The sequence below is a fragment of the Ureibacillus thermophilus genome (genome assembly GCF_004331915.1).
Lineage (GTDB): Bacteria > Bacillota > Bacilli > Bacillales_A > Planococcaceae > Ureibacillus > Ureibacillus thermophilus.
In genome coordinates, this window is record NZ_CP036528.1 from 2,668,083 (window position 1) to 2,688,817 (window position 20,735).

Annotated in this window: 16 protein-coding genes, 1 other RNA gene and 5 pseudogenes; 15 read left to right on the top strand and 7 right to left on the bottom strand. The window is 36.2% G+C overall.

All coding sequences use genetic code 11. The features are described from left to right. Positions 1 to 124: 124 nt before the first annotated feature. The 10 genes and pseudogenes from DKZ56_RS13440 to DKZ56_RS13490 all read left to right on the top strand — a co-directional run bounded on the left by DKZ56_RS13440 (position 125) and on the right by DKZ56_RS13490 (position 6,432). Positions 125 to 322, top strand: coding sequence for a hemolysin XhlA family protein (locus DKZ56_RS13440; protein ID WP_208650444.1), 198 nt, complete (start codon positions 125 to 127; stop codon positions 320 to 322). 2 nt (positions 323 to 324) lie between these two features. Beyond that, positions 325 to 603, top strand: a complete 279-nt coding sequence (locus DKZ56_RS13445) for a phage holin (protein WP_208650445.1) — start codon at positions 325 to 327, stop codon at positions 601 to 603. A 36-nt stretch (positions 604 to 639) separates the two neighbouring features. Next, positions 640 to 1,500: a GH25 family lysozyme gene (locus tag DKZ56_RS13450; protein WP_208650446.1), complete on the top strand. Its 861-nt coding sequence runs from the start codon at positions 640 to 642 to the stop codon at positions 1,498 to 1,500. Between the two features lie 589 nt (positions 1,501 to 2,089). Next, positions 2,090 to 2,410, top strand: coding sequence for an IS66 family insertion sequence element accessory protein TnpA (gene tnpA, locus DKZ56_RS13455; protein WP_096551828.1), 321 nt, complete (start codon positions 2,090 to 2,092; stop codon positions 2,408 to 2,410). Continuing rightward, positions 2,404 to 2,760, top strand: a pseudogene (gene tnpB / locus DKZ56_RS15605) (IS66 family insertion sequence element accessory protein TnpB). The gene tnpA and the pseudogene tnpB overlap by 7 nt, the downstream one beginning before the upstream one ends. Before the next feature lie 61 nt (positions 2,761 to 2,821). After that, a pseudogene (locus DKZ56_RS13470) lies at positions 2,822 to 3,559 on the top strand (transposase); the annotation flags it as partial. Position 3,560: 1 nt separating this feature from the next. Next, positions 3,561 to 4,169: pseudogene (gene tnpC, locus DKZ56_RS13475) on the top strand (IS66 family transposase); the annotation flags it as partial. A gap of 2 nt (positions 4,170 to 4,171) precedes the next feature. Next, positions 4,172 to 4,687: pseudogene (gene tnpC / locus DKZ56_RS13480) on the top strand (IS66 family transposase); the annotation flags it as partial. Between the two features lie 149 nt (positions 4,688 to 4,836). Beyond that, positions 4,837 to 5,376, top strand: a pseudogene (locus DKZ56_RS13485) (ATP-binding protein); the annotation flags it as partial. A 414-nt stretch (positions 5,377 to 5,790) separates the two neighbouring features. Next, complete coding sequence (locus DKZ56_RS13490) at positions 5,791 to 6,432, top strand: toxin-antitoxin system HicB family antitoxin (RefSeq protein ID WP_208650448.1); 642 nt, start codon at positions 5,791 to 5,793, stop codon at positions 6,430 to 6,432. Between the two features lie 481 nt (positions 6,433 to 6,913). On the opposite strand, the gene DKZ56_RS13495 is transcribed toward DKZ56_RS13490, so the two are convergent. Then, positions 6,914 to 8,080, bottom strand: coding sequence for an IS256 family transposase (locus DKZ56_RS13495; protein WP_208650449.1), 1,167 nt, complete (start codon positions 8,078 to 8,080; stop codon positions 6,914 to 6,916). A gap of 350 nt (positions 8,081 to 8,430) precedes the next feature. Here DKZ56_RS13495 and DKZ56_RS13505 point away from each other — a divergent pair, with 350 nt between their 5' ends. Further along, complete coding sequence (locus DKZ56_RS13505) at positions 8,431 to 9,009, top strand: hypothetical protein (RefSeq protein WP_208650451.1); 579 nt, start codon at positions 8,431 to 8,433, stop codon at positions 9,007 to 9,009. Between the two features lie 335 nt (positions 9,010 to 9,344). Then, entirely contained in the window at positions 9,345 to 10,823 is a 1,479-nt protein-coding gene (locus tag DKZ56_RS13510; protein ID WP_208650452.1) for an ATP-binding protein, read from the top strand. Positions 10,824 to 12,167: 1,344 nt separating this feature from the next. On the opposite strand, the gene DKZ56_RS13515 is transcribed toward DKZ56_RS13510, so the two are convergent. From DKZ56_RS13515 to DKZ56_RS13525, 3 genes are all read right to left on the bottom strand, one after another. Further along, positions 12,168 to 13,727, bottom strand: a complete 1,560-nt coding sequence (locus DKZ56_RS13515; RefSeq protein ID WP_208650453.1) for a YfjI family protein — start codon at positions 13,725 to 13,727, stop codon at positions 12,168 to 12,170. Between the two features lie 5 nt (positions 13,728 to 13,732). Further along, complete coding sequence (locus DKZ56_RS13520) at positions 13,733 to 14,566, bottom strand: bifunctional DNA primase/polymerase (RefSeq protein ID WP_208650454.1); 834 nt, start codon at positions 14,564 to 14,566, stop codon at positions 13,733 to 13,735. An 80-nt stretch (positions 14,567 to 14,646) separates the two neighbouring features. Beyond that, the gene (locus DKZ56_RS13525) at positions 14,647 to 15,000 is read right to left on the bottom strand and encodes a helix-turn-helix domain-containing protein (protein WP_245989474.1); all 354 of its coding nucleotides are present in this window, start codon (positions 14,998 to 15,000) and stop codon (positions 14,647 to 14,649) included. A gap of 119 nt (positions 15,001 to 15,119) precedes the next feature. Here DKZ56_RS13525 and DKZ56_RS13530 point away from each other — a divergent pair, with 119 nt between their 5' ends. From DKZ56_RS13530 to DKZ56_RS15610, 3 genes are read left to right on the top strand one after another with little or no spacing between them, the layout of a single operon-like run. Next, positions 15,120 to 16,187 carry a helix-turn-helix domain-containing protein gene (locus DKZ56_RS13530; RefSeq protein WP_208650455.1) on the top strand — a complete coding sequence of 356 codons (1,068 nt, stop codon included), beginning with the start codon at positions 15,120 to 15,122 and terminating at the stop codon, positions 16,185 to 16,187. A 52-nt stretch (positions 16,188 to 16,239) separates the two neighbouring features. Further along, the gene (locus DKZ56_RS13535) at positions 16,240 to 16,902 is read left to right on the top strand and encodes a site-specific integrase (RefSeq protein ID WP_245989475.1); all 663 of its coding nucleotides are present in this window, start codon (positions 16,240 to 16,242) and stop codon (positions 16,900 to 16,902) included. Then, complete coding sequence (locus DKZ56_RS15610) at positions 16,835 to 17,212, top strand: site-specific integrase (protein WP_245989477.1); 378 nt, start codon at positions 16,835 to 16,837, stop codon at positions 17,210 to 17,212. Before DKZ56_RS13535 ends, DKZ56_RS15610 begins: the two co-directional genes overlap by 68 nt. Before the next feature lie 127 nt (positions 17,213 to 17,339). On the opposite strand, the gene ssrA is transcribed toward DKZ56_RS15610, so the two are convergent. The 3 genes from ssrA to rnr all read right to left on the bottom strand — a co-directional run bounded on the left by ssrA (position 17,340) and on the right by rnr (position 20,730). Continuing rightward, positions 17,340 to 17,694, bottom strand: a transfer-messenger RNA (tmRNA) gene (gene ssrA / locus DKZ56_RS13540). 155 nt (positions 17,695 to 17,849) lie between these two features. Continuing rightward, positions 17,850 to 18,314: an SsrA-binding protein SmpB gene (gene smpB / locus DKZ56_RS13545; RefSeq protein WP_208650456.1), complete on the bottom strand. Its 465-nt coding sequence runs from the start codon at positions 18,312 to 18,314 to the stop codon at positions 17,850 to 17,852. Between the two features lie 121 nt (positions 18,315 to 18,435). After that, positions 18,436 to 20,730, bottom strand: coding sequence for a ribonuclease R (gene rnr, locus DKZ56_RS13550; protein WP_208650457.1), 2,295 nt, complete (start codon positions 20,728 to 20,730; stop codon positions 18,436 to 18,438). Positions 20,731 to 20,735: the final 5 nt, after the last annotated feature.

Sequence of the window (20,735 nt, forward strand, 5' to 3'; positions counted from 1 at the left end):
ATCTCATTAAATACTGGTGGGTGTGGTTGGTTTATGTAGGGATTTTTCTATTGCACCAAAATCCGGAAACGCACCGTGCCGAGCGGTGTTATCGGTGTTATTTTTTTGCAGAGCAGGTGGTCTAATGGAACAAAGAGTATCTAATTTAGAAAAAGACATGACAGATGTTAAAACGCGATTAGCAGTTGCTGAAGCGGGATTGAAAGACATGAAAGAAGATATGCAAAGTATAAAAAACAACACAACTTGGATTTTACGCATTATCATAGGGGCAATTATCACAGGGTTGCTTGGCTTACTTTTGACTAACGGAGGGATGTAAAAATGAAAATTAACTGGAAAGTGCGGTTTAGCAAACATAATTTAACGTTTATCATCCGTTTTATTGGGGCCTTGCTAATTCCAGCGCTTGGTTATCTGGGAATAAAATATGAAGATATTAACAGCTGGGAAAAATTATTAGATGTGTTAATAGGATTCATCTCTAATCCATATTTAATAGGATTAACAATTGTAAATGCAATCAATTTAATTCCAGATCCAACAACTCGCGGGTTATCAGATAGCAAACGCGCTTTAACATACGAAAAACCGGGTGAGTAATCACTCGGTTTTTAATTTATGAAAGGAGTAATAAAAATGGGATATATCGTTGACTTATCACATCATCAACCACCAGCAAAAATCAATTATGATGTTTTTGCTAAAAATATCGATCACGCAATCATTCGTACTCAGTATGGATCTGCAACGATTGATAAATATTACCGGACTCACCATGCCGAACTACGTAAACGCGGTGTACCAACTGCTGCATATGCATGGGTACGAGGAATTTCCATCAAAGACATGGAGCAAGAAGCGATTGATTTTTATAACCGCACGAAAGACCTGAATCCTACTTTTTGGTGGTTGGACGTGGAAGAGCAATCCATGAAGGATATGCGAGCAGGGGTAAAAGCATACGTCAAAAAGTTACGTGAGCTAGGAGCACGAAAAGTTGGCGTCTACATCGCCCATCATCTATACAAGCCATTTAATTTGGATATGATTGACTTTGACGCCGTGTGGATCCCGCGATATGGCACGAATAACGGGCAACCACAAGTAAAACCAGATTATCCATGTGACCTCTGGCAATATACTTCGGTTGGGAAACTGTCTGGTTATAGCGGCAATTTGGACTTAAGTAAAATTATTAGTAGCAAACCATTGTCTTTTTTTACAGTTGCAAGCATAACTACTGAGACAAAAACTAATCAGAAAACACTGTATCGGGTACAATCTGGCGGATATGCAACAAAAACAGCAGCGGAAAAAGCTGTGCAGCTACTGGAAAAAAATAAAATTGCTAGCGCGAAATATTGTACAGTCTATCAAGATGGTAATGTTTATCGCTTCGCTACCGGAACATATTCTTCTAAATCAGACGCCGAAGCGGCGCTTGCAAAAATGAAGCAATTGAAAATTTTGACAGTTGGATATATAGTCGAAGCATAGTATAAAGAAATTAGCTTTCTTAAAAATTGGAATTAATAGTCTAAAAACCGCCTTCCACATTTGAGTGGTTGGCGGTTTTCTAGTACATCTACCCACAATAAATTGATTTTAAATTGCTAAAAAATGTCCCCCAAATGTTCCCCCAGAAAAAAGTGTTTATTATGGTTTCTTTTTTATGGGTAAAAATATTTCAAAACAACGAAAAACCCCCAAAACAAAGGCATTTCTGATGTTTTGGGGGTAGATAAAATTTTGTCTTTTTTGAGCAAAAAGATTAACGAGAGATTACTGGTTTCAGCTCTCGCAATGGCAAAAGAGAGTAAAAAGCAACAAACCGCTTAAAAAATTTTTAAAGCGAAAAATTCTGCAAGTACGCCCAAAAAAGGACAAACAGAATATTTGTAAACCAAAGATACAAAATACCCCAATTTATTTGGGTTTCTTTTAAAACTCTTTTTAATAAAAATCTAATTTTGCAAAACTCTCAATTAAAAACAAAACAGATGTAAGCGTCAAATCTTGCACACCTTCTTGATGTGCTAATTTCATGAGATAATCTCCTCATGATGAAATTGAAAGAGTTTTTTTTATGCCTAAGAATCCTGAATTACGAAAGGTTTGGGAACAACGAATCGCTGACTATCGTAAAAGCGGTCAAACTCAAGTAAACTGGTGCAAGGAAAATCAATGGAGTATTCACCAGTTTAAATACTGGTTAAGAAAAATTGAAAATCCAATAAACAATCAAGGAAAGTCTACAAAATGGGCATCCGTTACCCTAGAAGATCATTCACAAACAGTTGAAAATTCATTACGGATTGAAATTAGTGGGATTTCAATTGAAGTAAAACCTGGTTTCGATCCGGCCTTTCTTTCAGAAGTGGTTAGGACGTTGAAATCAACATGTTAGTTGGTACAAGAGCTGAACGAGTTTACTTGGCAAAAGGAAGTACTGATTTGAGAAAATCCATTGATGGATTAGCTGCTTTGGTGAAAGAGGGATTTGATTTAGATCCCTTTTCATCAAGTTATTTTGTGTTCTGTAATCGAAAGCGAGATAAATGAAAAATTCTTCACTGGGACTATAATGGTTTTTGGCTTTATTATCGTCGATTGGAAAAAGGAAAATTTCAATGGCCAAATGAAAATGACACTGGAACGATACAAATTAGTTATCGGCAATTACGCTGGTTATTGGATGGTCTTCCAATGGAGCAAAAGAAAGCACACCCAGAAGTAAAGGCTAGAACAGTTATATGAATTTTTTACTTTTAACAAAAACCTTGGAGGAAAATAGCTAAAACCGTCGAATTATTACTACATGATGAAAAATTTAAAGAATCCTAACCAAAACCCATTTGAATTAATTGAAAAACTTCAACAGCAAATCGTTGAATTGACGGCGAAATGACGATGGTATGAAGAACAGTATCGTCTTAGTCAAAAACGAAAATTTGGCTCTTCAAGCGAAAAAACAAACCCTAATCAATTAGAACTACCTTTATTCAATGAAGCAGAAGTAGAGTCTAATGTAAAAGCCGAAGAGCCAACTGTTGAAACAATTACATATCGTCGTAAAAAGAAACGTGGTCAACGTCAAGCTACGTTTGAAAACCTGCCTATGGAAACGATTGAATATCGTTTACCCGAAGAAGAGCAGGTCTGTTCGTGTTGCGGTGAAAAAACACACGAAATGAGCACAGAAGTAAGACAAGAATTAGTGATTATTCCGGCTCAAGTCAAAGTTTTAAAACACGTTCGATATGTCTATGGATGCCGTCATTGTGAGCGTAATGAAATAGAGACACCAATCGTTACAGCACCTGCCCCAAAATCTGTGTATCCAAAAAGTTTAGCTTCGCCGTCAAGCATGGCATATATGATGAATCAAAAATATGTAGAGGGGCTACCTCTATATCGCCAAGAACAACAGTTCAAACGATTAGGTGTGATCTTATCCCGGCAAACCATGGCCAATTGGATGCTTTATGGTGCCGAAAAATGGCTTGCGCCAATTTATCAACGAATGAAAGAGCATCTCCTCTCTAAAGACATTCTACAGATATGTCTATGGATGCCGTCATTGTGAGCGTAATGAAATAGAGACACCAATCGTTACAGCACCTGCCCCAAAATCTGTGTATCCAAAAAGTTTAGCTTCACCGTCAAGCATGGCCTATATTATGAATCAAAAATATGTAGAGGGGCTACCTCTATATCGCCAAGAACAACAGTTCAAACGATTAGGTGTGATCTTATCCCGGCAAACCATGGCCAATTGGATGCTTTATGGTGCCGAAAAATGGCTTGCGCCAATTTATCAACGAATGAAAGAGCATCTCCTCTCTAAAGACATTCTACATGCGGATGAAACAACTGTTCAGGTTTTACATGAACCTGGAAGGTCAAGTACATCGAAATCTTACATGTGGCTTTATCGGACTGGAAGAGAGGATCCACCACTTGTCCTTTATGACTATCAGGAAACTAGAGCAGGAGAACATGCCAAAGAATTCCTAAAAGGGTTTAAAGGATACCTGCATGTCGATGGATATGCAGGATACCATAAGATATCCGGCGTAACATTAGTTGGATGTTGGGCTCATGCCCGCAGAAAGTTCGATGAGGCTTTAAACGTACTTCCTGAATCCAAACGTCATTCAGCAGTCACCGTCATTGTGAGCGTAATGAAATAGAGACACCAATCGTTACAGCACCTGCCCCAAAATCTGTGTATCCAAAAAGTTTAGCTTCACCGTCAAGCATGGCATATATTATGAATCAAAAATATGTAGAGGGGCTACCTCTATATCGCCAAGAACAACAGTTCAAACGATTAGGTGTGATCTTATCCAGGCAAACCATGGCCAATTGGATGCTTTATGGTGCCGAAAAATGGCTTGCGCCAATTTATCAACGAATGAAAGAGCATCTCCTCTCTAAAGACATTCTACATGCGGATGAAACAACTGTTCAGGTTTTACATGAACCTGGAAGGTCAAGTACATCGAAATCTTACATGTGGCTTTATCGGACTGGAAGAGAGGATCCACCACTTGTCCTTTATGACTATCAGGAAACTAGAGCCGGAGAACATGCCAAAGAATTCCTAAAAGGGTTTAAAGGATACCTGCATGTCGATGGATATGCAGGATACCATAAGGTATCCGGCGTAACATTAGTTGGAATGCGAGTTCTGCAACCCAGCCAGCGGAAATGAAAAAGGGAATGTCGAATCAAAGGTGAAATATATTCGAAACAATTTCTTTTTACCTGAACAAACAATCGTAAGCGTAAAATAACGCCCACGAAAAAACACGTGGGCGTTATTTTACGCTTACAAATAAACCTTATGATTGGCGGGAGATTCAACTAGCCCCAGGCATCACAAAAGATTATATTTTAGAAGGTGAGTTTACGAAAAATCAGGAAAACCTTATCTTCTATGGCGGAGTGGGAACCGGTAAAACATTCCTTTCCACTCTCATCGCCCTCAATTTGATGAAAAAACAAGGAAAAAGAGTGAAGTTCTATACGGCCGCCTCCATTGTCAATGCTTTATTGGAGGCCAATGAAAAAGGTGACCTTGGTAAATTTCTCAATCAAATCGAAAAGTTGGATCTCTTGATTCTTGATGAATTGGGCTATATTCCATTGTATAAACAGGGGGCAGAGTTATTATTTCAAGTTATTTCCATGTGTTATGAAACCAAAAGCATCATTGTGACAACCAATTTACCTTTTAGCCAATGGAATAATGTCTTTGGCGATCCCATTTTAACAGAGGCCGTCATTGATCGGCTGATTCATCATTCTCATTTAATCATCTTCAATGGTGAAAGTCACCGATACAAAGACTCAATCTCTCAACGTTAACCATGGAATTTGGCAAGTGTATGTATGCATTTTTAATTGCCATTTCATACATTTTCTACTTGCCAAAAACACCTAACTGAAAAGATTTTTCTTGAGAAACTAAAACATATACATTTATCACATACAACTTTGCAAAAATACCCATCCAACCATTCTTAGACCAAACACCAAATTGGGCAAAGAACAAGTTGGACAACACCCTTCCTTTTCATAAAAGCAATCGTTATCCATATTGTTATTTTTGCATAGGGAAAGGTGATGGAGGCCGAGGGACGTGGGTTTCTCTGATTGACAATAACTATGCAGAAGAACTTTGATTTTAAAAAATGATATCAAATCGTATATCTTGCTTGACATACAATCAGCACGATTATATAATGATATCATCAACGAATCATATTAAAGGAGGCAGTAATGAAAGAATATAGTGGTCGAATCTTACTAAGAATGTCTCCCCAATTACATCAAGAAGTTGCACAATTAGCTTCGTCCTATAGTCAGTCGCTGAATGAATTTCTTATTCAAACTATTGAGGAAAGGGTTGAGAAAGAAATGAAAACGAATGTGTCTTTTTCGCGTGTAAAAATTGATGAGTTAAAGGTGAAAGAAGTAAGAGAGGCGGTGATCGTCACTCAACACCCATGGTTTATGGAATTGCTTCATAAGCACAACGTTTACTTCTTTAATCCTTCCCTTGGAAGAGTGACACCGATGCAGTATTTGCTTTTTTATGAAACGACGAAGCAAGAAAGTGACGGAACAAAAAACGAGCATCCGCGTCATATCGCTTATTATGGAAAAGTAAAGGAAATCATTTATGACATTCAGCCAAGCGACTACATTCATATTCCTGAACTACAACCTTTAATGAACGATCCGAAGTTTTGGGATGAAATTCGCACGTGGGAAACGACGAATGTGGTTCTTTTACGTGAAGTGGGAACATTCGCGAATCCTCTTCCGCTGAAAAATGGTTTAGAGGCGAGATACTTAGTGAACAAAACAACAACTTTGCCTTTGTTAAGAAATGCAACGTATATTGACGAACTATATTAAGTCTCATTAGATGTAGTATAGATTTATGGACACAACTTGGTTAAGTCATTAATATTAAACTAACGAAAGGTTGTGTCCGAATCATGAGTCAAAAACGGTATAATCAAGAATTTAAACAAATGCTTTCTTGCTCAATGATAAGGGGATGGGAGCGGGGCAGGATGCTGCCTGTGTCCATCGTTCTCTTGATTGTTCCGTTAATCCCTGTTGCACAAAAGTCAATCCCATTTTAATACAATGCTTGTTATCCATTGTAACAAATAAAGAATGACTGCGCTCTTTTGTGCTGGAATATATAGATTAGGTTAAAACCGGAGAAAATATGGTACCGTCAAGAAATTTGCGTAATGTATAGGGGAAGGGTTTCTCTGTAATGGATTTGAATTGATAGGGGACTGATTTCCTCCACACAAGAGACTGAATATTCAGTTTCTTGTGCGGAAAGGGAGAATCCCCTTATTTGTTTATTTACAATATTTGGTTAACAATAACGTTCTTCAAACATTCGCTCGAGGGCTTCATGCGCTTCGGCAAATCCTCTTAACTTTCGCCCTGCCCATTTCTCATTAAAATCTTGGATGGTCAAATACACGACTTTTTCCGCGGCTTCTAAACTGCTCAAACTGTTCATCGGCTTTAGACGTTTCCGAATCTCATTGATCGTTCGTTCGATGGCATTCGTCGTGTAAATCACACTTCGAATACTGCTTGGATCATCCATAAATGTTAGGAGGACATCCAACTCATTGGCCCAAGATTGGACTTCTCTTGGATATTTGCTGGACCATTTCGACTCAAACTGTTGAAACATCTGTAATGCCATCTCCTTATTCGGCGCGCGATAAATCAGCTTGAGGTCCTCTGCCACTTCGAATTGGTCTTTTTTCCGAACACGATTTAAGGTATTACGTACTTTGTGCACGACACAGCGCTGCACATCGGCTTTCGGATACACCGCCTTAAAGGCTTCCTCCAGCCCCGGTAGTCCATCGAATCCGCCCAGAAGCACTTCCTTGACGCCTCTTTTGTAGAGCTGTTGGAGAATCTCCCGCCATCCATAGGCGCTTTCTTGTCCTCCCACGAAGAAATCCAGAATTTCTCGATACCCTTCTTCATTCACCCCCAATACCACATAAATAACTTCTTTCTCTACCGTATCCCGGCGAAGTTTCACGTACAAGCCGTCCAAATATAAGATCGAATAACACTGGTGTAGTGGACGAGCGTGCCATTTCCCGATGTCTTCTTTCACGACATCGGTAATACGGCTGATCGTTGCAGGAGAATAGGCATTTCCTAGAATTCGTTCGATAAACTTGCCAATTTCCCGTGTACTCATGCCACTTTGGTACATCCTAATGATGGCTTCCTCCAGCCAGCCGGTGTGGCGTTGATAAGGGGCAAACAACTGTGTTTGAAATTCCCCGTTTCGGTCTCTTGGAACCAAAAGACCCTCAATCCGGCCATATTGCGTATCTAGATTTCGTTGATAGTAGCCGTTTCTCATATTGGATGTGTCCGCCTGTTCGATTTCGAGGAAATGTTTGATTTCTTCCCGCATAATCAGCTCTAATTTTTCCTTCACAAACTGACGAATGCCACTTTCCAGTTGATTTGCCCAGTCGACATTCGGTATCCTTTTAGACATAGGTAGGGTACTCCTTTCTCTAAGATTTTTGGTCCAATCAGAGAATACCCTACCTTTTTTCTTTTGGTCTAGCAAAATACAGCAGGCCATGAAGGAGTTTTTAACTAATGAAGAAATTATCAACTTTTATAAGGCCGGAATGCCTATAGAAGAAATTGTTAGAAAGTCTAAATACAGAGACAAAAGCTCAATATATAGGATTCTTAAAAAAAATGGTGTTACCCCAGATAGAAATCCTAAAATAAACCTTTCAAATGAAGAAATAAATAATATAGTCGATTTGTACAATATCCCCCACAGTATCTGCGGTTAAGATTGGCAAAAAATTTAATATATCTGGTGATTCAGTGTTGCGTATTTTAAGAGAGAAAGGAGTTTCCATAAGAGAACAACCTAGAAAACATATTATAGATGAGCAGTTTTTTGACAGAATAAGTCCAAATGTCATTTATATTGTTGGTCTAATCCAAACAGATGGAACGATACATAAAGATCTTTTAGGTTTCTCCATAATCCAAAAAGATTATGAATTATTAGAGAAGATAGCGAAGGAAATGGGAGCGAATTCAGATATCCTATATAAGGGTGTAAATAATACATCAGTATTAATTGTTAGAAGTAAGAAAATGGTTAAATCGTTAATTGAAAAGTTCAAGCTTCACCCTAATAAATCTAAAACTTTAGAATTTCCACCAATACCAGAAGAACTTGTACCTTCGATGTTGAGAGGGAATTTTGATGGAGATGGTCACTTTTCAAAAAGAGAGGCGGGTATTGTTACTGCTAGCGAATCCTTTGCACTATCTTTATATGATTCCGTAATATTTGTCCATAGATGTAGTATAAGTTATGCTCCGATTAAACCTTTAGAAGAGAGATTATTTATACTACCTAGAAATACCCGCATGTTCGAGTTTATGTCATCGTAATACTCCTATATGATTGAACTGGTTCCTTGAAGGGCAAGGGATTTTTTGAGGGGATGGATAGGTGTATTGCTGTAGTTTGAAATCAAAAACTTAGCACTGGAACACTGAGTGAATTGGACAGTTTGCACGACATGGAAGTATGTAAACAACTGGTATTTATGTTAATTTTCTGAAGGGAGAAAAAGTAAAAGCGTTCAGAAATATGTAGTTTCATGAATTTTTTTGATTAATTACAGGTAATTACAGGACAATGAGGGAATAATGCATAATAATAATGATATAAGGTAACAGTTAAAAGAAAAAACCCCTTGCGAAAACTGGAAGGAGGGAAAACGGTGAAGATTTCTAAATACAACAGTAAAATAACTCTTGACTTTTTATTAAATGAGAAAGAGAATCAATTTTTTGATCGCAAGTCGGCAAGTATCAAAATTAACAAATTAGCTGAAGCAATTGTGGGATTTGCCAATGCTAATGGGGGATTAATAGTCGTTGGAATTGAGGATGGAAAAATTCAAGGAGTACTTTCTCAAGGGAATACAAAGGTGAATGATATCATCCAATGTGGATTTCAAAAATGTATTCCATCTGTAAATTATAAATATGAGAATATTCCAGTTAAAAAAGACAATGGGAAAGAAGATGAAATTATTTTATTACATGTAGAGCCTAGTGTAGACAAAGTTCATAAAACAGAGGCTGATGAAGTCTTTTTAAGGGTTGGCGATGAAACCATAAAACTTAATCATGAACAAAGGTTAGATTTGGAATATGATAAGGGTAGTCGTCTTTATGAAGAACAGATTGTTGAGGGATGCACATTAGATGACCTTGATAAAGAAGTATTAGATAAGTACAAAAAAATACTTGATTTTAATGGATCATTTGAGGAACTCCTTTTGGCAAGAGGTTTTTTACGAAGAGTGAATGGACAGATAAAATTAACCGTAGCGGGTGTATTAATGTTTGCGAAGTATCCTACAGCATTTATTCCTAGTGCAAGGTTAAGGTTTTTCCGTTATGATGGGACGAAAGCAGATGTTGGAACTTCAATGAACATCTCTAAACAAAAGGTTTTCGAGGGTCCAATACCTAAGTTAATTGAGGAATCAAAAAAGTTTATTGATACACAATTAAGGGAGTTTACTGCACTTGACAAAAATACTGGACAGTTTATTACCGTTCCGGAATATCCGCCTTTTGCATGGCAAGAAGGAGTCATAAACGCTATTACCCATCGAGCTTATAACATACATGGGGATGATATCAAAGTCTTTATGTTCGATGACCGACTTGAAATACACAGTCCCGGTCGTCTCCCTAATATTGTGAATGTAGAAAATATAAAATATACAAGGTATTCAAGAAATCCAAAAATCGCTAGAGCATTGACGGAGTTTGGATGGGTACGAGAACTGAACGAGGGCGTCAAACGGATTTATCGTGATATGGAACAATTCTTTTTAGATCCTCCAGTATATATTGAAACTAATTCATCTGTCATCCTAACTTTAAAAAATAACATATTAATGCGAAGACAACGCAGAGAAGAAAGAATTTCATCAATTATCAATAGAAGTTGGAAAAGTTTAACCGATGATGAAAAAGTAGCATTGGAAATTGCATATGCAAAAGAAAAACTAAAAACGAGACAACTAGCGGATGCTCTTGGAAAAAGTCTTCAATATGCTCGAAAAATCCTTAAAAAATTAGAGGAAAAGAAACTTATTAAAAAAATTGCTACCTCTAATTATGATCCAAATTTACATTATATATTAAATACTGAAGATGAGTCTGGAACAGCTGATAAATGAGTCTAACACGGGTTTGTTAGGCTCATTTTTTGTTGGGATTAAGAAAGGCTAAAGGGATAATACATAGACCTAAATAAAAAATGTGGGAAGACTGATTTAGACTCTGATCAACTTATTATAAAGGTGAATAGGCTGTTTTCTAAAGGATATAGACATGAAACTGCTTCATATACTCTCTAAATTGTGGAAAATAAAGAAACTTTATGGTGGAATTCGGTGTATTTGACACGAGATATGAAGAATTTGAACCATGCAAGAGTTACCTAAAAAAATAATTAAAATTCCCTCTAGCTTGATAAGAAATAAAATTGAGCTTGACGTGAAATCTGGGGAACTTGACGCGGGGAAGAAAGAACTTGTCAAGGGAAATTCAAGGATTGTCTTGAATAGAAGGGTTTAGATGCTATCTTAGCTTGATAAGAAATAACATGAGCTTGACGTGAAATCTGGAGAACTTGACGCGGGGAAGAAAGAACTTGTCAAGGGAAATTCAAGGATTGTTTTGAATAGAAGGGTTTAGATGCTATCTTAGCTTGATAAGAAATAACATGAACTTGACGTGAAATCTGGGGAACTTGACGCGGGGAAGAAAGAACTTGTCAAGGGAATTCAAGGATTGTATGCTATCTTAGCTTGATAAGAAATAACATGAACTTGACGTGAAATCTGGGGAACTTGACGCGGGGAAGAAAGAACTTGTCAAGGGAATTCAAGGATTGTTTTGAATAGAAGGGTTTAGATGCTATCTTAGCTTGATAAGAAATAACATGAACTTGACGTGAAATCTGGGGAACTTGACGCGGGGAAGAAAGAACTTGTCAAGGGAATTCAAGGATTGTCTTGAATAGAAGGGTTTAGATGCTATCTAGCTTGATAAGAAATAAAATGAGCTTGACGTGAAATCTGGGGAACTTGACGCGGGGAAGAAAGAACTTGTCAAGGGAATTCAAGGATTGGATAGGTAATTTCTCTTTTGACTCTAATTTTTGCAGTTCTTCAAAGGAAAATAGGCTTTCTTGTAGAATATACAAAGTGACTTCCTCCTTTTGAATTTTTTGTTGTTTCGTCACTTCAAAAATTCTACATTTTAGGGGTGAAGTCCTTTTTTATGTCTTTGAAATCCTTATGGCTCTTGGGTCAAAAAATATGCAAAATGCTCAATTAGTAATTAAAATTTAATATAATTCTTTTATCTCTCTTAAACTTCCCCTAATTCCCCTAATTTTCTAAAAAAGTAAAATTAGATTATTATTTTTTAAGGGGAACCCCTTTCCCTAAAAATCACTAAAAACCCTAAATATTTGAAAGGGAATTAGGGGCTTCTAGGGAAAGTAAATATCCTAATTACTGTTGTTGATGTAATTGTATTGGAAGAATATTAGGGGAAATAGGGTAATTATTTTGTAAATGAGGATTAACATAAATTATTTGTTTTCTCCCCTCAAAACTATTTTTAATATAATTTAATTCTTCCAGAATATTTAAATATTTTTTACATTCCTCTGATTTTTTAAATCTTTTTTTTACTAATTGCCATAATTCTTGATATGCAATATATTCTTCCCTTTCAAATTTTTTAGATGTTATTTTGTCTAATAAATATTTCAAATCATCGTAATTCTCTCTTTTTCCAATAAGACCAAAAGCCTTTTCCGCATGTTTAATAAAATAATCCCTTAATAAATCAGCCCTTTTTAAGGTTTTTCTTGTTATTTTATTTGGTATTTTCTCATTTTGAATATTTTCTGCAATGTGCAACACCCCAGCTATGCGAACTATTTGTCCGATTAATTTCCCCAGCCATCCTTTAAAGCCAAAATCCATATCTTGATTTCCTAACATTTTTTCCACTTCAATCTGAATATCAATTAAATAATTTGTTGCTCCTTCATCAAAAACTAGTTGGATTGGTTCCTTTTTTTGTTTTTGGTGTTCTAACGTAATTAATTTTCTAATATTAATTTCATATATTTTCTTTGTCTGTGTAGGTATTGGTATTGGTTTTATTTTTCTAAAGCCTATAAATGATTGGGGCAAGAAAAAAAGAAATCTTTGTGTTAAACCTCTTTCTGAAAACTTTCTTGGAAGATTTTGTATCACAGTTGGTTGAACAAATAAACCTATTGTTAGCGTTGGATTGGGAATAAAAATGCTATTACTATTTTTTCGATCTATAGTTATATTGTCACCAGAGTGAGCTTTCAGATATATATCTAAATTATACTTTTCAGAATATCTTCCTGAAACCATATCAAATAATTCTGCACCTTCAGATGATAAGATTGCAAATTTCCCATTATTCTCGAACATTAACTCTGCTAGTTTTTCAGGTGTGACATCGCTAGTAAAAAAACGAGGCAATATGATACGATTGTTTTGTTTATTGATAACATCTTTTTGCAGTTCTTTAATTTCTTCTAGGATTAAACTTGCTTTTTCTTTATCACTTTCCTTACTGTACATGTTTTCAAGCTCACTAATACGTTTTTTTATTGCTTTTTCTTCCGCTTGTTTTTCTGCCAACATAGGTGCTAATCGTTCTCTCTCTTCTGCTTCAAAATCAGATAATGGCTTCTGAAATAAACTAAAAACTGCACTTTTACGATTTGCTGGATCTAATGCCATAACACAATACAGTCCTAACGTCTCAGTCCATGATGTTCCATTTGGCTTGACCACATATTTACCACCTAAAATGGTAGATAATATCGTTAAACAAGCCATTCCTGCTGCATCCACAGGCGTTTGTGTTTCTTCTGCAACCGCATCAACATATTCTTTTAACCAAGTAGGGAATATGCTAGAATTAAAAGTAGGTAGTATTGTATTATCCAATGGGATTGGTTGCTCCCATTGGATTGGTAAAGGATTAATAAGTTCATTAAGTAATAGTTCTTTATTCAATTATCTCACCGCCTTCTCTCTACTCTTGTTCGTGAGTCTTTACGTGCAATACTACGAATAATCGATTCTAGCTCTCTTTCAGGAAGCGGTGGTTTATTTTTTTGATTCCACATTAGCATGAATTCTATTATTATCGCTGGATTTACATTACATCTAATTAAATGTCCGACTAACGAAGTAGCTGCATTATTTCTTTGTCCCTCGCAAACACCATTAAGGATTGACACCCAATAATCTGTTTCTTTTTTTGCTATTCTATTTTCTTTTTTCGCTATTAGATTTTCTTTATCGCCAACTAAAAGATGTAACAACCAATTAGGTAATTCCGCAATCTCTATTTCGTTTGGTCTACTAGATAATTCCCACTCGTATTGCCTACCATTTGGGTGTATAGATGGAGGTGCTACAATATAACCCCCATCCCCTCTAATGTCTATTTTTTCAAGCCAATTCACCTTATTTTTTATTACTACATTGGGTATATTTGGATATTTAAATAAAATATGTTTTCCTCCACTACCTGTTAGACTTATTACAGTATCTGGTAACACCCCATATTGACTAACTAATTTTTCCAAAGAATAATCTCCAATTTCACCATCTATATCAATTACAATAAATCCTGATTCCTTACCAGTTCTTATACCTACATTTGCATCTGGATATTCTGTCCACCAATTAACAATTCGGCTTATTTCTGTAGTAGCATCCCTAAAACCATTCGAAGTTATTGGTTCTTTTCTTTTTGGAATTAACGGGAAAACATTCCATTTAAACAACAGTGCATAATAAATTGCAGCTTTACCATAATTCGAAATGTTTAAATTACAAATATTCACTATACTCATCCTTTACAATATCTTTTGCCCCCACAAGTATTTCTTTTTTAAAAGTGATATTTTATTTCATTAAAATACTTCTAATAACTATTCTCAGAAAGAAATCTATCAATCTCCGATTTTTTAATCCGCTTTATACCATCAATTTCACATACCCGTAAGCCCATACGACGCATTTTGGATAAAGTATTAAATGATACTCCTATATATTCTTGTGCCTCTTTTAGCGTCATCCACTCTTTTGTATTTTTTCTTAATAAATATTGTTCTAGTTTTTGTTCAATAGTTTTGACAATTATTGCACTTGCTTGCTCTCCCAATAATGTTGATAAATCCGTATCTTTTAACTCAATTCTCATTTTCATCCCTCTGTTCCTTTGTATTTCTTTGTAATAAGGTAAAAAAATAAAACCAAAAGTTTCTTTTGATTTCACCCCTTTTCATCTTTGTGTTTCTTAGTATACCATTTTTATTATTTAAAGTCAAATTAAATCTTTGCATTTCTTTGTATTTTGTAGTATTCTTTGATTAACTAATAGAAAGGAGAAGTGCTATGGATATAATTCCTAATCCTAAAGAAGTTGGGGAGCGTATCAGAAATATTAGGAAAAGTTTAGGATTAAGTATGGATGCTTTTGCAGCTAGGATTGATGAAAAAGCTAAAAGTGGTACAGTTAGTAATTGGGAAACTGGTAAAAACCTTCCTAATAATGAACGTTTAAAAAGAATAGCGGAATTAGGTAATACTTCAATTAGTTCACTTTTATATGGTAATACACAAAATTTTATACGAAATAATTTGAGGAGACTGCTACCTGAAGAATATGAATTTCTAAGTGAATCATTATCAAATGAACATGTAGATTTTTTCGTAAATGAAATTGAACATAATAAAGTTTCTATTTTTGAAATTGAAAAAATAAGATCAATTATTAACAATTGTTTGTTAAATTTACTGCCTGAAATAGAAATATCATATAAAGATAAGGTAAATTTTATTGCAAAAAATAAAAATTACAAAGATCAAGTAATTGAACAGTTCATATCAGATAATAAATTTTCTAAAAGTAATACAGAAAAAATTAATCAAATAAAATTTATCTTTAAAAATGCTGACAATCTAACAGTTAAAAATCTTAATCTATTCCCAACCATAAATATAATTTCAGAAATCTTAGAATCAATCATTAATAATAATTCTTTAATTTCTGTTTACGCTTTTTTAATAGAAGAGAATACTTTTATTAAAAAAATCGAAGATATTGATTTTATTAATGATCAAACCTTAGAGATGCATCAAATTTACATTAAACAATATACAAAACCATTTCCAAATCCTGAAAATGATGATTACTTTCACTTATTAGTAAAATTAAAAAGTGAAATCCCAGAATATGCAAACAAAGGAGACTATATACTTGTAGATTACTTTCCAAATTTGGATTATGAAATAATAATTAAATTTCTTCTTAATAAAAAGCTTGCAATTATTCATAATAATAAAATATATATTGGTAATTTAAATGAAGATTTAACTTTCAAAACAGCAAATAAAACTATAAAATTAGATGAAGAAAATTTAGAAACTAAAATATTCCCTTTATTAGCCATTTTCTATTAAATATTACTTCTTATAACACTTGCCCCCACAAGTAGTTATAGGAGGAGATATTATGGGTACACCAGTAGCGTACTACAAAAACGGTAAAAAATATTACAGAATCCAAGTGTATCTAGGTACAGATCCATTGACTGGTAAACGAGTAAAAACAACGATTAATGGTTGTAGAACACAAAAAGAGGCACAACAAAGAGCTCGCCAATTAAAAGTGGCATTTGAAAATGGTAAATATAAAAAACAAACATTTGCCACATATCAGGATGTATTCAATCAATGGATAGAAACTTACGAAAAAACCGTTGAAGAAAGTACATTTTTAAAAACAAGCCGCATTTTTAAAAATCATATTTTGCCGTCAATGGGTAACTATCGAATCGAGAAGATAAATGTACAAATTTGTCAAAAACATATTAATGAATGGGCGAATAAATTACAAAACTTTAGAGTTGTTAAAGCCTACGCATCTAAAGTTCTCGACTATGCTATGAAATTAGATTTAATAAAAAGTAATCCTTTTAAACTTGTTGAAATGCCAAAAAGAAAAAAAGAATTAAATACAAAAGAAGAGGTTGAAACTCAATTTTATACAAAAGAAGAATTAAAAAAATTCTTAGATTGTCTTGAAAAAGAAAACAATTATATGGTTTTTGCTTTTTTCAGATTATTGGCCTATTCAGGGATGCGTAAAGGACCAAAAAGAACTATTAGGAAATAAACTGCTTAATTCTAAGCAACTGGTATTTAGTAATCAAAATAATGATTTTTTACAGCCTACAAAAACTCGTAAATGGATATTAAAAGTTCAAAAAAAATATGGGTTAAAAGAAATTAGTACACATAAATTACGTCACACTCATTGCTCCTTGCTGTTTGAGGCTGGAGCAAGTCTTAAGGAAGTACAGGACAGATTAGGACATAGCGACTCTAAAACTACATTAGATATATACACTCATGTCTCTAAAAAAGCTCAAAAAAATGCAGTCCAAAAATTCGTTGCTTATATTGATGGAAATGATGAAGAATAACACTTTATTAAATGCCATTTTAAATGCCACTCGTTGAAATCAAATGCCATTGGATGAAACAGTGCAAAATAAAAAAACCCTTGAACTTCAAGGGTTTTGACATTGTTTGAAATCCAATGATATTAAAATATGGAGACGGCGGGAGTCGAACCCACGTCCAGAAACTTCAACACTTAAGCGTCTACGCGTGTAGTTTGTCTATTAAAGTTTCGCGTTGCATTCTGCCGACAAACAGGCGTCCTGCACGCTAGCTTGTTGAATCTCTTGCCAGCGCCCCAAGCAAGGCACTCGCCGTAGCCCACTCAGGATGAACCCTAATGCAGCCACATGGGCGATGGCTGATTAGAGTGCTTCAGCAATTAAGCAGCTAAAGCGTAAGATTGTTTGTTGCCAGTTATTTTTAACTGCCGTTGATCACGGAGACGAGCCCTCCGACGCGCAGCTTAAGCTTGAACCATTCCTGTCGAATCCGTAACGTCCCCTTCATAGTATACTACAAAAGGACTACGGTTATATTAGAACGTCCAATCTGGCTGTCTACGTTAATTATTATACTTCACTCATAAATAATTTGCAACTATCCAAAATAAAAATTTAGTATTTTTCTTTCATAAATATTATTTTTTTGATTAACACACTATTGATTTTTTAATTTCAATGCGCGTTCCATTTCACGTTTTGCTTCTTTCTTCCGCTCATCCGCACGTTTATCATATTTTTTCTTACCTTTGCCAAGGCCAATCAACAACTTGGCATAGCCATCTTTAATATAAATTTTCAAAGGTACAATCGTGTAGCCGTCCCGTTTGACCGCACCGGCAAGTTCTGCGATTTCTTTTTTATGTAATAACAGTTTCCGCACTCGCAGCGGATCATGGTTGAAGCGGTTTCCTTGTTCATATGGGCTGATGTGCATATTGTGAATCCATGCTTCCCCGTTCCGGATTAGCACGAAGGAATCTTTCAATTGTACACGGCCGGCGCGGATGGATTTAATTTCCGTTCCTTGCAATACCATGCCAGCTTCAAATGTTTTTTCAATAAAATAATCGTGGTTTGCTTTTTTATTTTGAGCAATGACTTTTCCTGTACCCTTCGGCATAATTTACACCTCGCTGAACACACAAAATAAAAGGCTGCTAGAAATTCCTTCTTTTATTTTAAAGTAATTTCATAACAGCCTCTAGTATAATCGTTCGACAGATATTTGTCGAATCATCGGGCTACTTTCTTTTCTTCTTTTTCCCTTTTTTTGCAACGCCTTCGTAGAATTTCTCTTTCTTTTTCCCTTTGCGGCCGCGCTCATCTTCCTCTTTCCGTTTTTTCTTCTTCCGTTCAGCATGAATCACTTTTGGCGCTTCTCTGCGAACTTTATGGAAAGATTTCACCATATCCACAATCTCAAAGTCGATGGATGATTCATCCAAATTCACATTCGCCACACGGACTTTCACTTCGTCCCCGATGCGGAAGATGCGCCCCGTGTATTCGCCAACCATAATCATTTGGCGTTCATCAAAATGATAATAGTCATCCGTTAAGTTTGTAATATGCACGAGCCCTTCAATCGTATTTGGCAGCTCAACGAAAATACCGAAATTTGTGACGGACGAAACAATGCCCACAAATTCTTCCCCAATTTTATCAGACATAAATTGGGCTTTCTTCAACGCTTCTACATCCCGCTCTGCATCCACCGCTCTGCGTTCACATTCAGACGTATGGTCGGCAATTTCATCCATCACTTGCGCCCATTTGAAGATTGATTGCTTCGATACATCGCCTTCAAATAAATATGTGCGGATTAATCGGTGCACAATCAAGTCCGGATAGCGTCGGATTGGCGATGTGAAGTGAGTATAGAAATCTGTGGACAATCCAAAGTGCCCAATGGATTCAGGATAATATCTTGCCTGCTGCAATGAACGGAGAAGCATTGTTGAAATGACCGGCTCCTCTGGCAATCCATCAATCGACTCAAGCACTTCCTGCAATGCTTTTGGATGAACCGTATTTCCTGTTCCTTTTACAATTAAGCCGAAGTTCGTAATAAATTCAAAGAAACGATGCAATTTTTCCGGTTTTGGATCCTCATGGATACGATAAAGGAAAGGCACTTCCATCCAATGGAAATGTTCGGCTACTGTTTCGTTGGCGCAAAGCATAAATTCCTCGATGATCCGTTCTGCAATCGTGCGCTCCCGCAATACGACATCAATCGGCCAGCCTTCTTCATTGACAATGATTTTGGCTTCTTCAAAGTCAAAATCAATGGCGCCTCGGTTCATGCGTTTTTTCCTTAAGATCAGCGCAAGTTCCTTCATTTCTTTAAACATCGGAACAAGCGGTTTGTAACGTTCAATGAGCACTTCATCTTCCTCTTCCAATATTTTATAAACATCGGAATAAGTCATCCGCTCTGTTGTCCGAATCACACTTGGGAAGATTTCATGTTCAATGACATTTCCGTTTTGGTCGATAATCATTTCACAAGAAATCGTCAAGCGATCCACTTGAGGATTCAACGAGCAGATGCCATTGGATAATCGATGTGGAATCATTGGAATAACCCGGTCCGCCAAGTACACGCTCGTTCCCCGTTTGTAGGCTTCTTGGTCAAGGAGCGAGCCTTCTTTTACATAGTAGCTGACATCGGCAATGTGGACGCCTAGTTTATATGTGCCATCTTCATTTTTTGTTACCGTCACCGCATCGTCCAAGTCTTTCGCATCAGCGCCGTCAATTGTAACAATCGTTTCATTTCGTAAATCTCTGCGTCCCACCAAATCTTCATCCGATATAGTATCTGGAACTTTTGCCGCTTCTTTGAGCACTTCATCTGGAAATTCTGGCGGGATATCATGCTGATAAATGATAGATAAAATATCGACGCCCGGGTCATTTTTATGCCCTAAAATTTTAATAATGACGCCTGTAGCCGATTTGATTTCGCTTGGCCAGTTCGTCACTTCCACAACGACTTTATGGCCGTCCACAGCGCCCATTGAATCTTCTTTGGCAACGAAAATATCCATGTTTAAGCGTTTATCATCCGGCACGACAAACCCAAAGCCTCGATTTGCTTGATATGTGCCGACGAATGTCGTTTTGGAACGCTCCACCACTTTGATGATGGTGCCTTCCCGCTTATCGCCGGAAGACTCCTTCAATACGCGCACCAACACCATATCTCCATTTAATGCGCCATTGACTTCATGGGGCGGGATGAAAATATCATCCAATCCTTCTTCTTCTGGCACCACAAATCCATAGCCTTTAGAATGGCCAATAAATTTCCCGCGAAGCAAATTCATTCGTTCCGGCAAGCCGTAGCGATTGGAGCGGGACCGAACGATATAGCCTTGGTCTTCCATGCGGACAAGAGCTTTGACTAATTCTTTAAATTCATCGGCCGTTTCAATTCCAAGTACTTCTTCCAGTTCATCTACTTTAAGGGGTTTATAATCTTCTTCCTTCATTAAATTTAAAATTCTTTGTTCAAGCTCCGTATGTGCCATCACAT

Coding starts and splice junctions, on each gene's coding strand:
- DKZ56_RS13445 (WP_208650445.1), top strand. CDS start 325: ATGAAAATTAACTGGAAAGTGCGGTTTAGCAAACATAATTTAACGTTT.
- DKZ56_RS13495 (WP_208650449.1), bottom strand. CDS start 8,080: ATGTCTAAAAGGATACCGAATGTCGACTGGGCAAATCAACTGGAAAGT.
- rnr (WP_208650457.1), bottom strand. CDS start 20,730: ATGGCACATACGGAGCTTGAACAAAGAATTTTAAATTTAATGAAGGAA.
- DKZ56_RS13450 (WP_208650446.1), top strand. CDS start 640: ATGGGATATATCGTTGACTTATCACATCATCAACCACCAGCAAAAATC.
- DKZ56_RS13490 (WP_208650448.1), top strand. CDS start 5,791: ATGAAAGAATATAGTGGTCGAATCTTACTAAGAATGTCTCCCCAATTA.
- tnpA (WP_096551828.1), top strand. CDS start 2,090: ATGCCTAAGAATCCTGAATTACGAAAGGTTTGGGAACAACGAATCGCT.
- DKZ56_RS13440 (WP_208650444.1), top strand. CDS start 125: ATGGAACAAAGAGTATCTAATTTAGAAAAAGACATGACAGATGTTAAA.
- smpB (WP_208650456.1), bottom strand. CDS start 18,314: ATGCCGAAGGGTACAGGAAAAGTCATTGCTCAAAATAAAAAAGCAAAC.
- DKZ56_RS13535 (WP_245989475.1), top strand. CDS start 16,240: ATGGGTACACCAGTAGCGTACTACAAAAACGGTAAAAAATATTACAGA.
- DKZ56_RS13530 (WP_208650455.1), top strand. CDS start 15,120: ATGGATATAATTCCTAATCCTAAAGAAGTTGGGGAGCGTATCAGAAAT.